At 67.7% G+C, this 18,139-nt stretch carries 20 protein-coding genes and 1 pseudogene; 14 read left to right on the top strand and 7 right to left on the bottom strand.

Features of this window, described 5'->3' with window-relative positions:
* Nucleotides 1–32: 32 nt before the first annotated feature.
* From FA740_RS12745 to FA740_RS12750, 3 genes are all read left to right on the top strand, one after another.
* Nucleotides 33–341, top strand: coding sequence for an HNH endonuclease family protein (locus FA740_RS12745; RefSeq protein ID WP_136857160.1), 309 nt, complete (start codon nucleotides 33–35; stop codon nucleotides 339–341).
* 70 nt (nucleotides 342–411) lie between these two features.
* The gene (locus tag FA740_RS19730; RefSeq protein WP_169306294.1) at nucleotides 412–585 is read left to right on the top strand and encodes a hypothetical protein; all 174 of its coding nucleotides are present in this window, start codon (nucleotides 412–414) and stop codon (nucleotides 583–585) included.
* A gap of 324 nt (nucleotides 586–909) precedes the next feature.
* Nucleotides 910–1,491, top strand: coding sequence for an outer membrane protein (locus FA740_RS12750; RefSeq protein WP_136857161.1), 582 nt, complete (start codon nucleotides 910–912; stop codon nucleotides 1,489–1,491).
* A 68-nt stretch (nucleotides 1,492–1,559) separates the two neighbouring features.
* On the opposite strand, the gene FA740_RS12755 is transcribed toward FA740_RS12750, so the two are convergent.
* The 4 genes from FA740_RS12755 to rimO all read right to left on the bottom strand — a co-directional run bounded on the left by FA740_RS12755 (nucleotide 1,560) and on the right by rimO (nucleotide 6,231).
* Nucleotides 1,560–2,114 carry a hypothetical protein gene (locus tag FA740_RS12755; protein ID WP_136857162.1) on the bottom strand — a complete coding sequence of 185 codons (555 nt, stop codon included), beginning with the start codon at nucleotides 2,112–2,114 and terminating at the stop codon, nucleotides 1,560–1,562.
* Between the two features lie 158 nt (nucleotides 2,115–2,272).
* Entirely contained in the window at nucleotides 2,273–3,928 is a 1,656-nt protein-coding gene (gene ettA / locus FA740_RS12760) for an energy-dependent translational throttle protein EttA (RefSeq protein ID WP_136857163.1), read from the bottom strand.
* A 55-nt stretch (nucleotides 3,929–3,983) separates the two neighbouring features.
* Complete coding sequence (locus FA740_RS12765) at nucleotides 3,984–4,868, bottom strand: sulfotransferase family protein (RefSeq protein WP_169306295.1); 885 nt, start codon at nucleotides 4,866–4,868, stop codon at nucleotides 3,984–3,986.
* Nucleotides 4,825–6,231, bottom strand: coding sequence for a 30S ribosomal protein S12 methylthiotransferase RimO (gene rimO, locus FA740_RS12770; protein ID WP_169306296.1), 1,407 nt, complete (start codon nucleotides 6,229–6,231; stop codon nucleotides 4,825–4,827). The genes FA740_RS12765 and rimO overlap by 44 nt, the downstream gene beginning before the upstream one ends.
* 269 nt (nucleotides 6,232–6,500) lie before the next feature.
* Between rimO and FA740_RS12775 the strand changes: the two genes are divergently transcribed.
* Complete coding sequence (locus FA740_RS12775; RefSeq protein WP_136857166.1) at nucleotides 6,501–6,971, top strand: hypothetical protein; 471 nt, start codon at nucleotides 6,501–6,503, stop codon at nucleotides 6,969–6,971.
* Here the strand turns inward: FA740_RS12775 and FA740_RS12780 are convergent.
* From FA740_RS12780 to mnmC2, 3 genes are all read right to left on the bottom strand, one after another.
* On the bottom strand, nucleotides 6,968–7,738 hold the full coding sequence (locus FA740_RS12780) for an ABC transporter permease (RefSeq protein ID WP_409780800.1): 771 nt from the start codon (nucleotides 7,736–7,738) through the stop codon (nucleotides 6,968–6,970). The genes FA740_RS12775 and FA740_RS12780 overlap by 4 nt on opposite strands.
* A complete protein-coding gene (locus tag FA740_RS12785; RefSeq protein ID WP_136857167.1) occupies nucleotides 7,735–8,664 on the bottom strand; it encodes an ABC transporter ATP-binding protein in 930 nt (309 codons plus the stop codon). The genes FA740_RS12780 and FA740_RS12785 overlap by 4 nt, the downstream gene beginning before the upstream one ends.
* Before the next feature lie 103 nt (nucleotides 8,665–8,767).
* Nucleotides 8,768–9,442 (bottom strand): tRNA (5-methylaminomethyl-2-thiouridine)(34)-methyltransferase MnmC2, encoded by a 675-nt coding sequence (gene mnmC2, locus FA740_RS12790; protein WP_136857168.1) that lies wholly within the window; start codon nucleotides 9,440–9,442, stop codon nucleotides 8,768–8,770.
* On the opposite strand from mnmC2, the gene FA740_RS12795 reads away from it, so the two are divergent.
* The 10 genes and pseudogenes from FA740_RS12795 (at nucleotide 9,441) to FA740_RS12840 (ending at nucleotide 18,130) form a co-directional block, all read left to right on the top strand.
* Nucleotides 9,441–10,502, top strand: a complete 1,062-nt coding sequence (locus FA740_RS12795; protein WP_169306297.1) for an NAD(P)/FAD-dependent oxidoreductase — start codon at nucleotides 9,441–9,443, stop codon at nucleotides 10,500–10,502. The two genes, mnmC2 and FA740_RS12795, sit on opposite strands and share 2 nt — an antisense overlap.
* Nucleotides 10,503–10,623: 121 nt before the next feature.
* A pseudogene (locus FA740_RS12800) lies at nucleotides 10,624–11,175 on the top strand (DUF4202 domain-containing protein); the annotation flags it as partial.
* A gap of 288 nt (nucleotides 11,176–11,463) precedes the next feature.
* A complete protein-coding gene (locus tag FA740_RS20350) occupies nucleotides 11,464–11,892 on the top strand; it encodes a CbiX/SirB N-terminal domain-containing protein (RefSeq protein ID WP_277355206.1) in 429 nt (142 codons plus the stop codon).
* Nucleotides 11,893–11,934: 42 nt separating this feature from the next.
* Nucleotides 11,935–14,214 carry a bifunctional salicylyl-CoA 5-hydroxylase/oxidoreductase gene (locus tag FA740_RS12810; protein ID WP_136857169.1) on the top strand — a complete coding sequence of 760 codons (2,280 nt, stop codon included), beginning with the start codon at nucleotides 11,935–11,937 and terminating at the stop codon, nucleotides 14,212–14,214.
* Complete coding sequence (locus FA740_RS12815) at nucleotides 14,211–14,936, top strand: SDR family NAD(P)-dependent oxidoreductase (RefSeq protein ID WP_136857170.1); 726 nt, start codon at nucleotides 14,211–14,213, stop codon at nucleotides 14,934–14,936. Before FA740_RS12810 ends, FA740_RS12815 begins: the two co-directional genes overlap by 4 nt.
* Nucleotides 14,933–15,367, top strand: coding sequence for a MarR family winged helix-turn-helix transcriptional regulator (locus tag FA740_RS12820; protein ID WP_136857171.1), 435 nt, complete (start codon nucleotides 14,933–14,935; stop codon nucleotides 15,365–15,367). The genes FA740_RS12815 and FA740_RS12820 overlap by 4 nt, the downstream gene beginning before the upstream one ends.
* A complete protein-coding gene (locus tag FA740_RS12825; protein WP_136857172.1) occupies nucleotides 15,364–16,176 on the top strand; it encodes an enoyl-CoA hydratase family protein in 813 nt (270 codons plus the stop codon). Before FA740_RS12820 ends, FA740_RS12825 begins: the two co-directional genes overlap by 4 nt.
* A gap of 49 nt (nucleotides 16,177–16,225) precedes the next feature.
* Nucleotides 16,226–17,356, top strand: coding sequence for an acyl-CoA dehydrogenase family protein (locus tag FA740_RS12830; RefSeq protein WP_136857173.1), 1,131 nt, complete (start codon nucleotides 16,226–16,228; stop codon nucleotides 17,354–17,356).
* Entirely contained in the window at nucleotides 17,353–17,742 is a 390-nt protein-coding gene (locus FA740_RS12835) for an acyl-CoA thioesterase (protein WP_136857174.1), read from the top strand. Before FA740_RS12830 ends, FA740_RS12835 begins: the two co-directional genes overlap by 4 nt.
* Nucleotides 17,735–18,130: a RidA family protein gene (locus FA740_RS12840; RefSeq protein ID WP_136857175.1), complete on the top strand. Its 396-nt coding sequence runs from the start codon at nucleotides 17,735–17,737 to the stop codon at nucleotides 18,128–18,130. Before FA740_RS12835 ends, FA740_RS12840 begins: the two co-directional genes overlap by 8 nt.
* The last annotated feature ends 9 nt before the right edge of the window (nucleotides 18,131–18,139 follow it).

Consider the following 18,139-nt stretch of genomic DNA (forward strand, 5'->3'; position numbering starts at 1 on the left):
GTAAACCGCGATACCATGACCCGCTGGTCACGATGGCGTCAGACCCCCTGCGCCACGATGCCGAGGGGCCGGACCCCGTCTGCCCCCTGTGCCTGCGGCCCATTCCGGCGGATGTCCCGCAAAGCCGCCACCACCTGATCCCCAAGCTGCGCGGCGGCAAGGGCGGGCCCACGGTCCTTCTGCACCACATCTGCCACAAGACCATCCACAAGACCCTGCGCGAGACGGAACTGGCCCGCAGCGTCAACACCGTCGAGGCGCTGCGCGCGCATCCCGACCTTGCCCCCTTCTGGGCCTGGATCGCCCGCAGGCCGCCCGGTTTTTCCGGCAAGACCCGCTGAGGCGCAGTTTCCGTTTGGTCCCCGGGCGATTCGGGCGCACCCTGTTGGGGCTCATCGGAAAGGAGATCCCATGCCCCGCCTGATCGCCGCCCTTGCCCTGGCGCTGTCGCCGCTGCCCGCCCTGGCGCAGCAGACCCCCGCCACGCCGCCCGTCATCGCCGCCCCGGACAGCGTCGCGCCGCCCGCGACGGTGACCCCCGCGACCCGCACCCGCTGCGGCGGTGCCCGGCAGGTCATGTCCTGAGCGCAGCGGCCAAGCCCCTGTAATCGCAGGGGACGCAGCAGACCGGGCCGCATGCGCGGGACCCCGGCAACCCCCGGTGCATGGATTTTCCGCACCGCCCGGCGGGCGATCCCTGTGGTCGGCCCATGCCGTGATCGGGGCCGCATCGCCCCGCGCCTGCCCGGGCGGGCCCTGCGCGAATGACCGTGGCGGCATGCTCACATCCGCTCACGGCGTCGTGGTTGCCCCTGCGACACGACGGATCAGACAGACAGGTTCAGTCGGTTTCACCCGCCGGACCCCTGCCCTAGATCAGACGGACAACCGCTGATCTGGAGATCCAAGATGAAATTCATTCCCGCCGCCGTCGCCGTCGTCCTCGTGTCGGGTGCCGCCCATGCCGGAGGCTATGTCGCCCCCGTGGTCGAAACCGCGCCCGCCCCGGTCGTGGCGCCGGTCGTCACCCCGGTGTCGGACTGGACGGGCTTCTATGCCGGTCTGCAGTACGGCCAGGGCGATGCCGAGCTGTCCTTCGGCGGCGAGTCCTTATCGGAAGATTTTGACGCCTATGGTCTGCATGCCGGTTACAACCGCGACTTTGGCCAGTTCGTCCTGGGCGGAGAGCTGGACTATAACCGCATCAACCTGGACTACAGCGACAATGCCGACCTGGTCCGCCTGCGCGGCCGCGCCGGCTACGACCTGGGCCGCTTCATGCCCTATGTCAGCCTGGGCGCCGCGCATATCGACGGCGGCGATCTGTCCGAGACGGCCGTGACCTATGGCCTGGGCGCCGACTTCAAGGTGACCGAGCGTTTCGTCGTCGGCGCGGAATACACCCGCCAGGACTTTGACGACGTGCTGGACGTGTCCGGCGCCGACCTGGACACCGACATGATCCAGCTGCGCGCCTCGTTCCGCTTCTGATCCCTGCCGAACCACGCACCGAAAGCGGCCCCCGCTCCGGGGCCGCTTTTTTCATGGGCGCCGCACTGTCAGAAGCGCAGGCCCGCGACGATCTGGGTGCTTTCGCCGGTCGCGCGGATGCCCAGGGTCATGCGCGAATAGGTTACCGTCACCAGTGCGCCGAAGTTCGCCTCGTATTCGGTGCTGGGCGGGGTATCGGCATAGCATTGATAGCCCAGATAGGAATCCGCGCAATCCGCGGAGGCCGTCCGAACCCCCAGCAGCGCAGCGGCATCCGCCTTCCACGCGCCTGCATCCAACAGATTCGCCCCGACAAGCAGGTTCACAGAGGTGCCTTGCTTGACCGCCTCGTTCTGTCGCCAGGTCGAATCGAGGAACGTTCCCTCGCGCCCCAGATCCGCGCCGAAGATCAGGCGGCTGTCGGGTGCCTGGGCCATGATGCCGATCGCAAAGGGCGGGTCGTCATTCTCGAACGGACCGTCGGCCCGCGCCGATCCCGATGCGACATAGAGGGTCGCGCGCAGGGTTGGCGCCGCGTCGGGCGACACCGCATCCTGCGCCGATGACGCACTGGCCACCAGCGCCGCCAGAACGGAGGTCGTAAAAAAAGCTTTAATTTTCATTGCCATAATCCGAAACACAGTTAATAATTCGGATTACGGACAATTCACGAATGCGTCAACGCACCCTGTCCCTAAAGCTTTCAGGAAAGCACCGCCCCGACCAGAACAGGCCAGCGTCGGATTTCCCGCTGCGCGCCGGGCGCAGCGGGATCATGCGATCAGCGCGTGAACTTCTTGTATTTCACGCGCTTGGGGTTGACCGAATCCGGGCCCAGGCGGCGGATCTTGTCCTGCTCATAGGCCTCGAAGTTGCCTTCGAACCATTCGACATGGGCATCGCCCTCGAAGGCCAGAATGTGCGTGCACAACCGGTCCAGGAAAAAGCGGTCGTGGCTGATGATCACCGCGCAGCCCGCGAAGTCGTCCAGCGCCGCCTCCAGCGCCTGCAGGGTCTCGACGTCCAGGTCGTTGGTCGGTTCGTCCAGCAGCAGCACGTTGCCGCCCGATTTCAGCAGTTTCGCCATATGCACGCGGTTGCGCTCGCCGCCCGACAGGGTGCCGACCTTTTTCTGCTGGTCGCTGCCCTTGAAGTTGAAGGCGCTGCAATAGGCGCGGCTGTTCATCGTCGCATCGCCCAGCGCGATCAGCTCGGCACCGCCGCTGATCTCCTCCCAGACGTTCTTGTCATCGCCCAGCGCGTCGCGCGACTGGTCGACATAGGACAGCTGCACCGTGTCGCCCAGGGTGATCGTGCCCTCGTCGGGCTGCTCCTGTCCGGTCAGCATGCGGAACAGGGTCGACTTGCCCGCGCCGTTCGGACCGATCACGCCGACGATGCCGCCGGGGGGGATGGTGAAGTCCAGGTTCTCGATCAGCAGCTTGTCGCCCATGGCCTTTTTCAGGCCGGTGACCTCGATCACCTTGCCGCCCAGGCGTTCGCCGTTGGGGATGATGATCTGGGCGCTGGTGATGCGCTCTTTCTCGGTCTTGTTGGCCATCTCGTTATAGGCGTTGACGCGGGCCTTCTGCTTGGCCTGACGGGCCTTGGCACCGGCGCGGATCCATTCCAGTTCCTTTTCCAGGACCTTCTGCTTGGACTTGTCCTCGCGGGCCTCCTGGGCGACGCGCTTGGCCTTGGCCTCCAGCCAGGACGAATAGTTGCCCTCATGCGGGATGCCGCGGCCGCGCTCCAGCTCCAGGATCCAGGTCGTGATGTCGTCCAGGAAATAACGGTCGTGGGTCACGGTCAGGATCGTGCCCTTGTATTCGATCAGGTGCTTTTGCAGCCAGGCGATGGTTTCCGCGTCCAGGTGGTTGGTCGGTTCGTCCAAGAGCAGCATGTCCGGCGCCTCAAGCAGCAGCTTGCACAGCGCCACCCGGCGGCGTTCGCCGCCCGACAGGGTGCTGACATCGGCGTCGTCGGGCGGGCAGCGCAGGGCCTCCATCGCGACATCGACCTGGCTGTCCAGGTCCCACAGGTTCTCGGCGTCGATCTGGTCCTGCAGGGCCGACATCTCCTCGGCGGTCTCATCCGAGTAGTTCATCGCCAGCTCGTTATAGCGATCCAGCTTGGCCTGCTTGGCCGCGACCCCCAGCATCACGTTGCCGCGCACGTCCAGGGATTCGTCCAGCTGCGGCTCCTGCGGCAGATAGCCGACGGTCGCGCCCTTGGCGGCCCAGGCCTCGCCGGTGAAATCCTTGTCGATGCCGGCCATCACGCGCATCAGGCTGGATTTGCCCGATCCGTTGACGCCGACGACGCCGATCTTGACGCCCGGCAGAAAGTTCAGCTTGATGTTCTCGAACACCTTCTTGCCGCCGGGATAGGTTTTGGACACGCCGTCCATGTGGTAGACGAACTGATAGGACGCCATCGGAAACTCCTGTGAATTTGCCGCTTTGTAAGGGAAACGGGCGTCCGATGGAAGATCAGCGCACCTCGGCTGCGAAATCGGCGCCCATGATGTCGCGCAGCGCGTCCATCTGCGGGGCCAGCCGGGCCTCCAGTGCGGCCACGGCCGCAGGGGGCGGCATCGGCCCGTCGGGATTGGCAAAGACCTTTTGCGTCAGGTTGCCGTAAAAGCAGGGGCCCAGCCCCAGATGCGCCTCGACCGCGTCCATGACCTTGTGGGGGGCCCGCGCGATCTGCCCGAAGGGCAGGACCAGCATGTCGGGATAGCGCTTCAGCCAGCGCGGCAGATAGGTGGCGTAATCGCCGCGTTCGTCCAGGACGGGGTTCGCGACCTCGGCCAGCCAGTCGGCTTCGGTCACGGGCGTGCGCTTTTCGCGGCGCAGGTTCATGCGCAGCTGGGATATGGCCCGATCGACCGGGTGGCGGATCAGATAGATCACGCGCGCCTTGGGCAGCAGGTCATGGACCGCCTGCACCCCCTCGTCGGGCAGGCCGGAATATTCGGGGGTGAAATCCATCGGCATCGCGTGTTCGGGCGCGGGGGCGAAGACGCGCTTGTACCACTGGTTGTGGAACATCTTGCCGCTGGTGATGGCGGTCAGATAGGCGTCCAGTTCGGGCACCAGGTCGACCTTGCGCATCTTGTGGCGGTCGCGGATCTCCTGCGGCTTGTTGCGATAGTGCCAGGCGATCCAGCGGCGGTGTTCAGGGATGTGCAGGTGGTTGAAATACTGCACCTCCTTGAAGGGCGGTATCCAGACCTGCGGGTGCTGGCCCAGCATCTGGGCCAGCCAGCTGGTCCCGGCCTTCTGCGCGCCGATGCACAGCGCGCCGGGCTTGCGCGGCTGGCCTTCGGGGTCAAAGGCCGGGCTGATCGCCAGCGTGGTCAGCAGCCGGTCCATCGATGCGTCCCCAAAGGTCATACTCGCCCGCCTCATCCACGATCACGTCCACCATATCGCCGGGCTTCAGCGCGTCAAACCCCTGATCGATGAACAGGTTACCATCGATTTCGGGCGCATCGGCCTTGGTCCGGCAGGTGGCACCATCCGCATCGACCTCATCGACGATCACCTGCATCCGGGTGCCGACCTTGGCCTCCAGCTTGGCGGCGCTGATGGCCTGGGCCTTCTCCATGAAGCGGTCATAGCGGTCCTGCTTGACCTCCGGGTCGACATGGTCCGGCAGGTCGTTGGCGCGCGCGCCACGCACGTTTTCGTACTGAAAGGCGCCCACGCGATCCAGCTGCGCCTCGTCCAGCCAGTCCAGAAGGGTCTGGAACTCTGCCTCGGTCTCTCCGGGATAGCCCACGATGAAGGTCGAGCGCAGGGTGATCTCCGGGCAGACCGCGCGCCATGCGGCGATCTCGTCCAGGGTCTTCGCCGCCGCCGCCGGGCGGGCCATGCGGCGCAGCACGTCGGGATGGGCATGCTGGAACGGGATGTCCAGATAGGGCAGCACCAGGCCGTCAGCCATCAGCGGGATCAGGTCGCGCACATGCGGATAGGGATAGACGTAATGCAACCGCACCCAGGCGCCAAGCGAGCCCAGATCCCGCGCCAGATCGGTGATATGCGCGCGATGCCCGCGTTCGGTGTCGTGCCTGCGGTCCAGGCCATAGGCGCTGGTGTCCTGCGAAATCACCAGCAATTCGCGCACCCCGGCCTGCACCAGCTTTTCGGCCTCGCGCACCACGGCATGGGCCGGGCGGCTGACCAGACGGCCGCGCATGTCGGGGATGATGCAGAACTTGCACTTGTGATTGCAGCCTTCCGAAATCTTCAGATAGCTGTAATGGCGCGGCGTCAGGCTGACCCCGCTGGCCGGCAGCAGGTCGATGAACGGGTCGGGCTGCGGCGGCACCGCCTTGTGCACCGCGTCCAGCACCTGTTCGTATTGATGTGGGCCGGTGACGGCCAGAACCTTGGGATGCGCGCCGGTGATATAGTCGGGTTCCGCGCCCAGACAGCCGGTGACGATCACGCGGCCGTTCTCGCGCAGCGCCTCTCCGATGGCGTCCAGCGATTCGGCCTTGGCGCTGTCCAGAAAGCCGCAGGTGTTGACGACCACCGCATCCGCGCCGTGATAGTCCGCGCTGATCGCATAGCCCTCGGCCCGCAGGCGGGTCAGGATGCGTTCGCTGTCCACCAGCGCCTTGGGGCAGCCCAAGGACACCATGCCGATGGTCGGCTGTCCCTCGCGCCGGTCATCGGGAACGCGGGCACGGGCAAGGTCGGGGCGGATGTCGGGCGGATTCTGCTGCATCGCCCGCAGATATGCGATTCGCGGGCGCGGGGAAAGACCGTTCCGCCGTCAGGGCGCGCTCAGCGGCGGCCCATGAAACGGCGGATGATCTTGAAGATGGCAAACAGCTTGAGCAGTCGGAACATGGGGGCGTCTCCAATAAGGGTTCGCATCGCCAACGCCGCCACCCCGCAACCGGTTCAACCCGCAGCGCGTTTCGCCAGCAGCCTGCGTGGTCCGTCGCTGGAACGTGATTTCACCCCGGGCGCGAAAAAGGACCAGATGTCGCCATGAAAACAGCCCGCCGCCTTGCCCTGATCGTGATCGCCGCGCTGACGGCCACCAGCCCCGCCTTGTCCCAGCAGCCGCAGGGCATCCAGCGCGCGGGCCAGTTCATCGACGTCTGGAACCACCGGGGCGGCAACGTGCTGCAGATGGTCCAGACCCGGCAGGAGCTGGAATCGTCGGGGCGCACGGTGCGCATCCGCGGCTATTGCCGGTCGGCCTGCACGATCCTGACGACCATGCCGAACGCCTGTCTGGGGCCGCATGCGCGGATCGGGTTCCATGCCCCGCGCATCCCCAACACCCAGATCATCCCGCCCTATGTCGACCAGATCATGGGCAACTACTATCGCGGCGGCGTGCGAGACCGTTGGTTCGGCGGCTGGAACCGGTCGATGGAGATGCAGGTGATCAGCGCCCGCGATTATGTCCGTCTGGACCCGCAGGCGCGCATCTGCGACAGCATCCGCCCCTAGTCGCGCAGCCGCCAGCCGGTCGCAAAGATGCGCCGGATGATGGCCAGGCAGACGATCACCATGATGCCCACCGCGACCAGCGACACGCCCACCGGCACGTCGGCCAGCCCGAAGAACGACCAGCGGAACCCCGAGATCAGGTAGAGGACCGGGTTCAGTTTCGCGACCCCCTCCCAGAAGGGCGGCAGCATGCTGGCCGAGTAGAAGGCCCCGCCCAGAAACACCAACGGCATGATGACCATCATCGGCACGATCTGCAGCTGTTCGAACGATTTCGCCCACAGCCCGATGATGAAGCCCAGCAGGCTGAACGCGACCGAGGACAGCACCAGGAACCCGACCATCCAGAACGGGTGCAGGATATGCACCCCCACAAAGGCAAAGCTGGTCAGCAGGATCACCAGCGCGATCAGGATCGCCTTGGCGGCGGCGGCGCCGACAAAGCCCATCGTGACCTCGATCCAGCCGACGGGGGACACCAGGTATTCATAGATCGTGCCGCTGAATTTCGGGAAATAGATGCCAAAGCTGGCATTGCTGACGGCCTGCTGCAGCACGGTCAGCATCATCAGGCCGGGCACGATGAAGGCCGCGTATTCGACCCCCTCGACCGACTGGATGCGCCCGCCGATGGCCGCGCCGAAGACCACGAAATACAGCACCGTCGACAGGACCGGCGATGCCAGCGACTGCCAGATGGTGCGGAAAAAGCGCATCATCTCGTGGTGAAAGATCGCCCGGATGCCGGGCCAGTTCAGACCGGTCATGCCGCGTCCTCCGAAACAAGGGACAGGAACACGTCCTCCAGGCTGGATTGCCGGGTGGACACGTCGCGCACCGTGATGCCGCGCGCCGCCAGATCGCCCAGCAGCCGCGCGATGCCGGTGCGCTCGGCCCGCGTGTCGTATTCAAACGACAGCCGCCGCCCATCCGCCGCCAGGGTCAGGCCGCGCCCCGCCAGATCGTCGGGAATGACCGCCAGCGGCTGGTCCAGGTCGATCGCCAGGGTCTTCTTGCCGAAATCGCCCATAAGCTCGGCCGTGGGCTTGACCAGCAGCAGGCGGCCCTTGGCGATGACGCCGATACGGTCGGCCATCTCCTCGGCCTCCTCCAGGTAATGGGTGGTCAGGATGATGGTCACGCCCTCGCGGCGCAGATCGCCCACGACCTCCCACATCTCGCGGCGCAGCGCGACATCGACGCCGGCGGTGGGTTCGTCCAGAAACAGCACCTTGGGTTCATGCGACAGCGCCTTGGCGATCAGCACCCGGCGCTTCATGCCGCCCGACAGCTCGCGCGTGGCGGCGTCGCGCTTGTCCCACAGGGCCAGGGCGCGCAGGATGCGTTCGATATAGGCCTCATTTGGGGGCATGCCGTACAATCCGCGGGTGAAGCGGACGCAGTTGATCACCTTTTCGAACGGCTCCAGCGCGATCTCCTGGGGGACCAGGCCGATCAGCTTGCGCGCGGCGCGCCAGTCGGTGCGGATGTCGTGCCCGCCCACGCGGACCGTGCCGCCGGTGGGCGTGACCAGCCCGCAGATGATCGAGATCAGCGTCGTCTTGCCCGCGCCGTTCGGGCCCAGAAGGGCGATGATCTCGCCCTCGTCGATGGTCAGGGTCACGTCGTCCAAGGCCTTGGTGCCGCTGCCGTATTGCTTCGACAGATGGTCGATGTCGATGATCGCGGCCATGCGTCTCTCCTGTGGGTCTGTTGAGGGGCAGGGGCGCGCGGCCACGGCTGTCCGGTTCTGGCAGATAGGCGCTCTGCCACGCGATTGCCAGTGGCGCGCCCGATCAGCCGGTCAGAACCCCCCGGCTCATGTGCCGTTTGCGCCCGAAACCGGGGCTGCGGGTGACCGCAAAACCCGCCTCGGCCAGCGCGCCGCGCACATGGCCCGCCGCGGTATAGGTCGCGAATGTGCCCTCCGGCGCCGTATGCGCCGCGACCTGCGCCATGACATCCGCCCCCCACATCTGAGGGTTCTTGGCCGGAGAAAAGCCGTCCAGGAACCACGCATCCGCCGCCTGCCCCCACGCGGGCAGAGTCTGACGCACATCGCCCAGCACCACCGTCAACGCAACCTGACCCACCTGAATCATCCCCTGACCCCAGCTATCGCGCAGCGCTTGCGCCAGATCGGCCAGTTCGGGAAAGGCCGCATGCGCCTGTTCCAGCTGCGCCCGGCTCATCGGAAAGGCCTCGAAACTGGTCATCCGCACCGGCACCTGCGCCACCTGCGCCAGGGCCAGCGCGTTCAGCCCGGTGCCGAACCCGGTTTCGGCCACGTGAAAGCCCGGCACCAGCCGCGCGGGCAGGTCGTTGCCGCCCAGAAACACGTGGCGCGTCTCCTCCAGCCCACCGGACAGGCTGAAATAGGGGTCGTCGAACCGCTGCGACACGGGGACGCTACCGTCGCGCCAGTCCAGCGCAGGCTCGTCATCGGGGCGGGGATGGGTTAGGTCGCTCATGACGCATCTGTCGGGAAAGGGCGCGGGTTTGGCAAGGGTGATCCATGTGGCGGGCGGCGGCGTCTTCGGGCTGGCCGCGGCCTGGGCGCTGATCCGGCGCGGCGCGCAGGTCACCGTGTTCGAGGCGGCGGCCATCGGCGCAGGCGCATCCGGCGGCCATGTCGGCGCCCTGGCGCCCCACGCGCCCGACCCCTGGAACACCAAGAAACAGCTGCAGCTGGACAGCCTGCTGGCGGCCCCCGCCTTCTGGGCCAGCGTCGAACAGGCCTCGGGCGTGCCCACCGGCTATGCCCGCACCGGCCGCCTGCAACCCGTGCCGGACGCACAGACCGCCGCCCGCCTGCCCGCCCGGATCGAGGCCGCGTCCCGCCACTGGCCCGCCGATCTGGGCATGACCCTGACCCGCGACCCCCAGGGCCCGCTGATCCCGCCCAGCCCCACCGGCCTGTGGCTCACCGACGGACTGACCGCCCGCCTGAACCCCCGCGCCGCCCTGCAGGCGCTGGCCACGGCGATCCGCGCCGGGGGAGGCCGGATCCACGAACACACCCCCGCCCCCGACAACCACGCCCCCACGATCTGGGCCACCGGCACCCCCGGCCTCATGGCGCTGAACACCGCGCTGGACCGCAGGATCGGCCAAGGGGTCAAGGGCCAGTCGCTGCTGCTGTCCCATGCCGCCCCCGACAGCCCGCAACTCTTTGCCGACGGGCTGCACATCGTGCCCCATGCCGACGGCACCACGGCCATCGGCTCGACCTCGGAAAACACCTGGGACCACCCCGGCCCCGACGATCAGGCCCGGACCCTCCTGACCCGCGCCACCGCCCTCTGCCCCACACTGGCCCATGCCGAAACCCTCGACATCTGGGCCGGCCTGCGCCCCCGCGCCCGCTCGCGCGCGCCGATCCTGGCGCCCTGGCCCGGCCGCCCCGGCCACCTGATCGCCAATGGCGGCTTCAAGATCGGCTTCGGCATGGCCCCGCTCATCGCCGACCTCGCCGCCCGCATCCTTTTGGACTACCACGCCGACATCCCCGACCTCTTCACCCTGCCCTGACCCTTCTTCTTCAGAAAAATATCCCGGGGGGAGTCCGCAAGGACGGGGGGCAGCGCCCCCCTTCCCCGCTTGCCACCCGCGCCCGCCCTGCGCACACTCCCCCAAACAGCCGGAGCCCGCGATGACCCGCCTCGACCACGCCTTTACCGCCATCGACGCCGCCAATGCCCAAGACCCCAACCTGGATGATGGCCAGCCCGCGAACCTGCTCTATGGCCAGCGCATGACCGCGGAACAGCAGCGCCTTTTCCCCGATGCCTCGGACGCGCTGCGCATCGCCTGTCGCGGCCAGCATGTCGAACGCTGGCTGCTTCCACGGGCGGACTATCCGATGAACCGCCCCGGCTATCTCGCGTGGCGCCAGGAACAGGGCCGCCGTCACGCGGACCGCATCGCGGGCATCATGGCCGATGCGGGCTATCACGACGACGACATCGCCGATGCCCGCCGCATGCTGACGAAACAGGGCATCAAGCGCGACCCCCAGGTCCAGGCGCTGGAGGACGTGATCTGCTTCACCTTCATCCGCTGGTATCTGGGCGATTTCATGGCCGAACAGCCCGACCACAAGATCCCCCGCATCATCGAAAAGACCGCCCGTAAGATGTCGGCCGATGCCCGCGCCCGCGCCCTGGCAGAATTCCCCATGCCCGATGCCCTGGCGCAGTATTTCCATGATGCCGACCAGCCGCAGATCCTGTCGCGTGCCGTCATCGTCTCGCATGGCCAGCCCGGCGACCCCGCCCCCCAACAGCAAGCCATCGAAGCTTTGGCCGCGCAGGTTGCCGCCCACGCGCCGGGCGTCGAGGTCATGGGCGCTACCCTGGCCGACCCCGATGCCCTGCCCCGCACCTGCCGCAGCGACTGCATCATCTATCCGATGTTCATGGCCGAGGGCTGGTTCACCGGCGTCGAGCTGCCCCGCCGCCTGACGCAGGCCGGCGCGCCGGGCGCGCATATCATGCGCCCCTTTGGCACCGATCCAGGCCTTGACGCGCTGGTCGTCGAAAAGGCGCGGCAGGCCGCCGATGCCCAGGGCTGGGCGCTGTCGGACACGACCCTGCTGCTGTCGGCGCACGGATCGCAGCGCGGACAGGCCAGCCACGACATCACCATGGCGCTGGCCGAACGCATCGCGCCGCATTTCGCCCGCGTGGTCGCGGGCTTCGTCGAACAGGAACCCTTCATCGCCGACGCCGCCCGCGGTCTGGACCGCGCCATCAGCCTGCCGCTGTTCGCCCTGCGGGCCGAGCATGTGACCGACGACCTGCCGCAGGCGCTGGATCAGGCAGGCTTCACCGGCCCGCGCCTCGATCCGGTGGGCCTCGCGCCCGAAGTGCCCGCGATGATCGCAGCCTCCATCGCGGCAGAAGTTTCAAGCTTGAAATGATTTCGGACCCGTGCCAGCCTGCATCGCAGGAGGTGGCACGGGATGAAGATTCTCTGTCTGGGCGGCGGGCCTGCGGGCCTCTATTTCGCGATCTCGATGAAGCTGCGCGATCCGTCGCATGACGTGACCGTGCTGGAACGCAACGGCGCGGGCGACACCTTTGGCTGGGGGGTGGTGCTGTCCGACGACGCGCTGTCGCGGCTGCAGAAAAACGACCCCGCCTCGGCGCAGGCGATCCGCGACCACTTCATCTACTGGGACGACATCGCGGTGGTCCGCGACGGGCACCGGCAGGTGTCGGGCGGGCACGGCTTCGCCGGGATCGGGCGGCGGCAGCTGCTGATCCTGCTGCAGGACCGCGCGCGACAGCTGGGCGTGGACCTGCAGTTTCAGACCGAGTTCCAGACCGCCGAACAGTATCGCCGCGACTATGATCTGGTCGTGGCCTGCGACGGGCTGAACAGCCGCGTCCGCGCCGAATATGCCGACGTCTTCCGCCCCGACATCGACATGCGCCGCTGCAAGTTCGTCTGGCTGGGCACGAAACAGAAATTCGACGACGCCTTCACCTTCATCTTCGAAAAGACGCCCCATGGCTGGCTCTGGGCGCATGTCTATTCCTTCGACGCCGACACCGCGACCTTCATCGTGGAATGCGCGCAGGAGACCTGGGACGCGATGGGCTTCGAGGCCATGTCCAAGGAGCAGATCGTCGAGACCTGCCGCGAGGTCTTCAAGGACCATCTGGGCGGGCACGATTTGATGTCGAACGCGGCGCATCTGCGCGGGTCCGCCGTCTGGATGAACTTTCCGCGCGTCATCTGCGAGCGGTGGTACCATGAGAACGTCGTGCTGATGGGCGACGCAGCGGCGACGGGGCATTTCTCGATCGGGTCCGGGACGCGGCTGGCCTTGGACAGCGCCATCGCGCTGGCCGATTACCTCCACTCTGAGCCCGACCTGCCCCGCGCCTTCGAACGTTATCAGGAGGAACGCCGGGTCGAGGTGCTGCGCCTGCAATCTGCGGCCCGCAACAGCCTGGAATGGTTCGAAGAGGTCGAGCGTTACCTGGACCTGGACCCGATCCAGTTCACCTATTCCCTGCTGACCCGCAGCCAGCGCATCGGCCACGAAAACCTGCGCCTGCGCGACCCCGATTGGGTCCGCGAGGCCGAGGATTGGTTCCAGGCCCAGGCCGGCGGCCAGCCGGGCCGCGCGCCGATCTTTGCGCCCTTCCGCCTGCGCGACATGGCGCTGAAAAACCGCATCGTCGTGTCACCCATGGCGCAGTACAAGGCCCACGCAGGCTGCCCCACCGACTGGCATCTGGTCCACTACGGCGAACGCGCCAAGGGCGGCGCCGGGCTGGTCTTTACCGAGATGACCTGCGTCAGCGCCGAAGGCCGCATCACGCCGGGCTGTCCGGGCCTCTATGCGCCCCAGCATCAGGCAGCGTGGCGGCGGATCACCGATTTCGTCCATGCCGAGACGGATGCCAAGATCTGCTGCCAGATCGGTCATTCGGGCCGCAAGGGCTCCACCCGCATCGGGTGGGAGGGGATGGACCAGCCCCTTGAGGACGGCAACTGGCCCATCATGGCCGCCTCCGCCCTGCCTTGGTCCGACGGTAACGCCACGCCGCGCGAGATGACCCGCGCCGATATGGAGGCAGTGAACGAACAGTTCGTGGCCGCGACCCGCATGGCCGATGCGGCGGGCTTCGACATGATCGAGCTGCACGCGGCACACGGCTATCTGCTGTCGGGGTTCCTGTCGCCGGTGTCGAACCGGCGCACGGATGAGTATGGCGGTAGCCTGGAGAACCGCCTGCGCTGGCCGCTGGAGGTCTTTGCCGCCATGCGCGCCGTCTGGCCGCAGGACAAGCCGATGTCGGTGCGCATCTCGGCCACGGACTGGACCGAGGATGGCGTGACGGCGGACGAATCAGTCGCCATTGCGCAGGCCTTCCACGCGGCGGGGGCCGATATCATCGACGTCTCGGCCGGCCAGACGACGCCGCTGGCCCGGCCCGTCTATGGGCGGATGTTCCAGACGCCGTTCTCGGATCGCATCCGCAACCAGGCGGGGCTGGCCACGATGGCGGTGGGCAACATCACCGACGCGGATCAGGCCAACGGCATCCTGATGGCGGGGCGCGCCGATCTGGTGGCGATCGGGCGGCCGCATCTGGCCGACCCCTATTGGACGCTGCATGCGGCAACGGCCCTGCGCGATGGGGCGGACTGGCCCCTGCCCTATCACGCGGGCCGCGATCAGGCGCGTCGGCTGGCCGAAAAGCAGGCCGAGGAGATCCGCGCATGACCCGCATCCTGATCACCGGCGGCGGCAGCGGCACCGGCGCCGACATGGCCCGCGCCTTTGCCGCCCAGGGCCACGAGGTCGTCATCACCGGCCGCGACGCGGCGAAACTGGAGGCGGTGGCCGGGGGCTTGATCCGCGCCGTCCAGGGCGATGTCAGCGACGAGGATCAGGTCCGCGCGGTCTTTGACGCCGCCGGTCCCTGTCAGGTGGTCATCGCCAATGCGGGCATCGCCGAGGCCGCGCCCTTCGGCAAGGTCACGATGGACCACTGGAACCGCATCATCGCGGTGAACCTGACCGGGGTGTTTTTGACCTTCCGGCAGGCCCTGGCGCAGATGGGACCGGGGGGGCGGATGATTGCGATCTGTTCGATCACGGGGGTGCGCGGGGCGGCCTATGCGGCGCCCTATGCGGCCAGCAAGCATGGGGTGATGGGCCTGGTGCGGTCGCTGGCGCTGGAGGTGGCGAAGAAGGACATCACCGTCAACGCGATCTGCCCCGGCTATCTGGACACCGACATGACGCGGCGCAGCATCGCCAACATCATGGACAAGACCGGGCGCGACCGCGAGGCGGCGGTGACCGCGCTGGCGGGAAAGAACCCCCAGGGGCGGCTGATCGCACCGTCCGAGGTCACGGGCACCGCGCTGTGGCTGGCCTCAAACGCGGCGGCCAGCGTGAACGGCCAGGCCATCGTCCTGGACGGGGGCGAGAGCGCATGAGCGATCTGTCCAAGCGGCGGTTGAAGGCCTGGATCCGCCTGCTGGGCGTGACGCGGGGGGCCGAGAATCGCCTGCGCGACTATCTGCGCCGCGACCATGGCACGACCCTGCCGCGGTTCGACGTGATGGCGGCTTTGTGGCGCAGGCGGGACGGGGTCACGATGTCCGAGCTGTCGCGTCTGCTGCTGGTGTCGAATGGCAACGCCACGGCGGTGGTCGACCGGCTGGAGGCCGACGGCATGGTCCGGCGCGAGGCCGAGGATGGCGACCGCCGCCGCATCCGCGTCCGCCTGACGCCCGAAGGCCTGGAGGCGTTCGAGATCATGGCCCTGGGCCACGAGGCCGAGGTCGATGCGATCTTTGGCCAATTGACGGAAACCGATCTGGAGGCGCTGCGCGACATCCTGTCCCGCGCCGGGAGGCACGCATGAAACCCGTCACAATGGCCGCCCTGGCGCCCGAGCATTTCCTGTGGGAGGTCACGGACCGCATCGCGGTGATCCGCTTGAACCGCCCCGAGCGCAAGAACCCCCTGACCTTTGAGAGCTATGCCGAGCTGGGCGCCTGCTTTCGCATGCTGGCCCATGCGTCGGACGTGGATGTGGTGGTGCTGGCCTCCAACGGCGGGAATTTCTGTTCGGGCGGCGACGTGCATGAGATCATCGGCCCGCTGGTCGGCATGGAGATGCCGCAGCTGCTGGCCTTTACCCGCACGACCGGGGAGTTGGTGCGCGCGATGATCCATTGCGGCAAGCCGGTGATCGCCGCTGTCGAGGGCATCTGCGTGGGCGCGGGCGCCATCATGGCCATGGCCAGCGACCTGCGGCTGGCCGCGCCGTCCGCCAAGGCCGCGTTCCTGTTCTCCAAGGTGGGACTGGCGGGCTGCGACATGGGCGCCTGCGCGATGCTGCCGCGGATCGTGGGACAGGGCAGGGCGGCGGAGCTTTTGTACACCGGTCGCGTGCTGCGCGCCGAGGAGGGCGAGCGGTGGGGGTTCTGGAACAGCCTGCATGACGACGTGTTTGCCGCCGCGATGGAGTTGGCGCGCGCGATCGCGGCGGGGCCTGTCTGGGCGCATGGCATCACCAAGACGCAGCTGTTGCAGGAATGGACCATGGGGCTGGATCAGGCGATCGAGGCCGAGGCGCAGGCCCAGGCCATCTGCATGAGCACGCGCGATTTCGAGCGGGCCTATCGGGCGTTCGTCGCCAAAGAGGTGCCGGTCTTCGAGGGCAACTGAGGGAACCGGGGCTCTGCCCCGGACCCCGGGATATTTGGGTGAAGAAGAAATGGATCGCAGCTTTCTGGATTGGCCGTTCTTCGAGGATCGGCATCGGGTGCTGGCCCAGGGGCTGGAGGAGTGGGCCGTGGGGGCGCTGCCGGTGGATCACGGCGATGTGGACGGGGCCTGCCGGGGGCTGGTGCGGGCGTTGGGGGATGCGGGCTGGCTGGCGCATTCGGGGGGCGAGGCGCTGGACGTGCGCGCGCTGTGTGTGATCAGGGAGACGCTGGCGCGCCATGACGGGTTGGCGGATTTTGCCTTCGCCATGCAGGGGCTGGGCATGGGCGCCGTGACGCTGTTTGGCAATGCCGCGCAGCGGGACTGGCTGGAGCGGACGCGGGCGGGGCGGGCGATTGCGGGCTTTGCGCTGACCGAGCCGGGGTCCGGGTCCGACGTCGCGCGGCTGGCGACCAGCGCGCGGCGCGATGGCGACGGGTGGGTGCTGGACGGGGAAAAGACCTATATCTCGAACGGTGGGATCGCGGATGTCTATGTGATCGTGGCGCGGACCGGAGAGGCGCCGGGCGCGCGGGGGCTGTCGGCCTTTCTGCTTCCTGCGGATACGGCCGGCCTTGAGGTGATCAGCCGAATCGCGGTGATGGCGCCGCATCCGCTGGCGCATCTGCGGCTGACCGGGGTGCGGCTGCCCGATGATGCACTGATCGGCCAGCCGGGACAGGGGTTCCGCATCGCCATGACGGTGCTGGATCATTTCCGTCCCACGGTCGGGGCCGCGGCCCTGGGCTTTGCGCGCCGGGCACTGGACGAGGCGCTGGCCCGCGTGCGCTCGCGCCAGATCCAGGGCGCGCCGATGGCGGAGCTGCAGATGGTCCAGGGGCATCTGGCCGACATGGCGCTGAAGATCGATGCCGCCGCCTTGCTGATCTATCGCGCGGCCTGGGCCAAGGACCAAGGTGCCCCCCGCATCACGCGCGAGGCGGCGATGGCCAAGCTGTACGCCACCGAGATCGCGCAGGAGGTCATCGACCAGGCCGTGCAGCTGCATGGTGGCGACGGCGTGCGCACCGGCAGCACGGTCGAGAGCCTGTACCGCGAGATCCGCGCCCTGCGCATCTATGAGGGGGCCAGCGACGTGCAGCGCGTCGTCATCGCCCGCAGCATCCTGGAGGGCGCATGACCCATACCCGCATCATTCCCATCGAGTTCTGCCATTGCGACCCGGCGGGGATCGTCTTTTATCCGCGCTATGCGGAGATGGTGAACCACATGGTCGAGACGTTCTTTCTAGACGTCGTAGGCCATGGGTTCGGGCCGATGATGGCGGCGGGCCAGGGGATGCCCACCGTCGCGCTGGAGATGGCATTCCGCAAGCCGTCGCGCCTTGGCGACCGGGTCGAATGGACGCTGGCGGTCGAGCATCTGGGCCGGACCAGCGCCCGCTTCCTGGTCCGCGCCGAGGACCGGGTCGAGGCGCGCGCCACCGTGGTCTGGATGGCGCGCGATTTCACCCCGTCCCCCTGGCCCGACGACATCCGCACCATTCTGGAGGCGCATCATGCATGAACCCCTGCATCCGGCGACGTGGAAGCGCGCATCTGGCTATTCCAACGGGATCATGGCCCGGGGGCGGATGATCTTTACCGGCGGGCTGGTGGGCTGGGACGCGGATCAGGTCTTTCAGACCGACGATTTCGCGGGCCAGGTCCGGCAGGTGCTGGAGAACATCGTAGCAGTCCTGGCGGAAGGGGGCGCGGGCCCCCAGCATCTGGTGCGCCTGACCTGGTACGTCACGGACAAGCACGAATACCTGGGCGCGCTGCGCGCGGTGGGGGCGGCCTATCGCGAGGTGATCGGGCGGCATTACCCGGCCATGGCGCTGGTGCAGGTCGTGGCGCTGGTCGAGGACCGCGCCAAGGTCGAGATCGAGGCCACGGCCGTGGTGCCGGAATAGGGGGACGGT

It is taken from the genome of Paracoccus hibiscisoli (assembly GCF_005048265.1).
Lineage (GTDB): Bacteria > Pseudomonadota > Alphaproteobacteria > Rhodobacterales > Rhodobacteraceae > Paracoccus > Paracoccus hibiscisoli.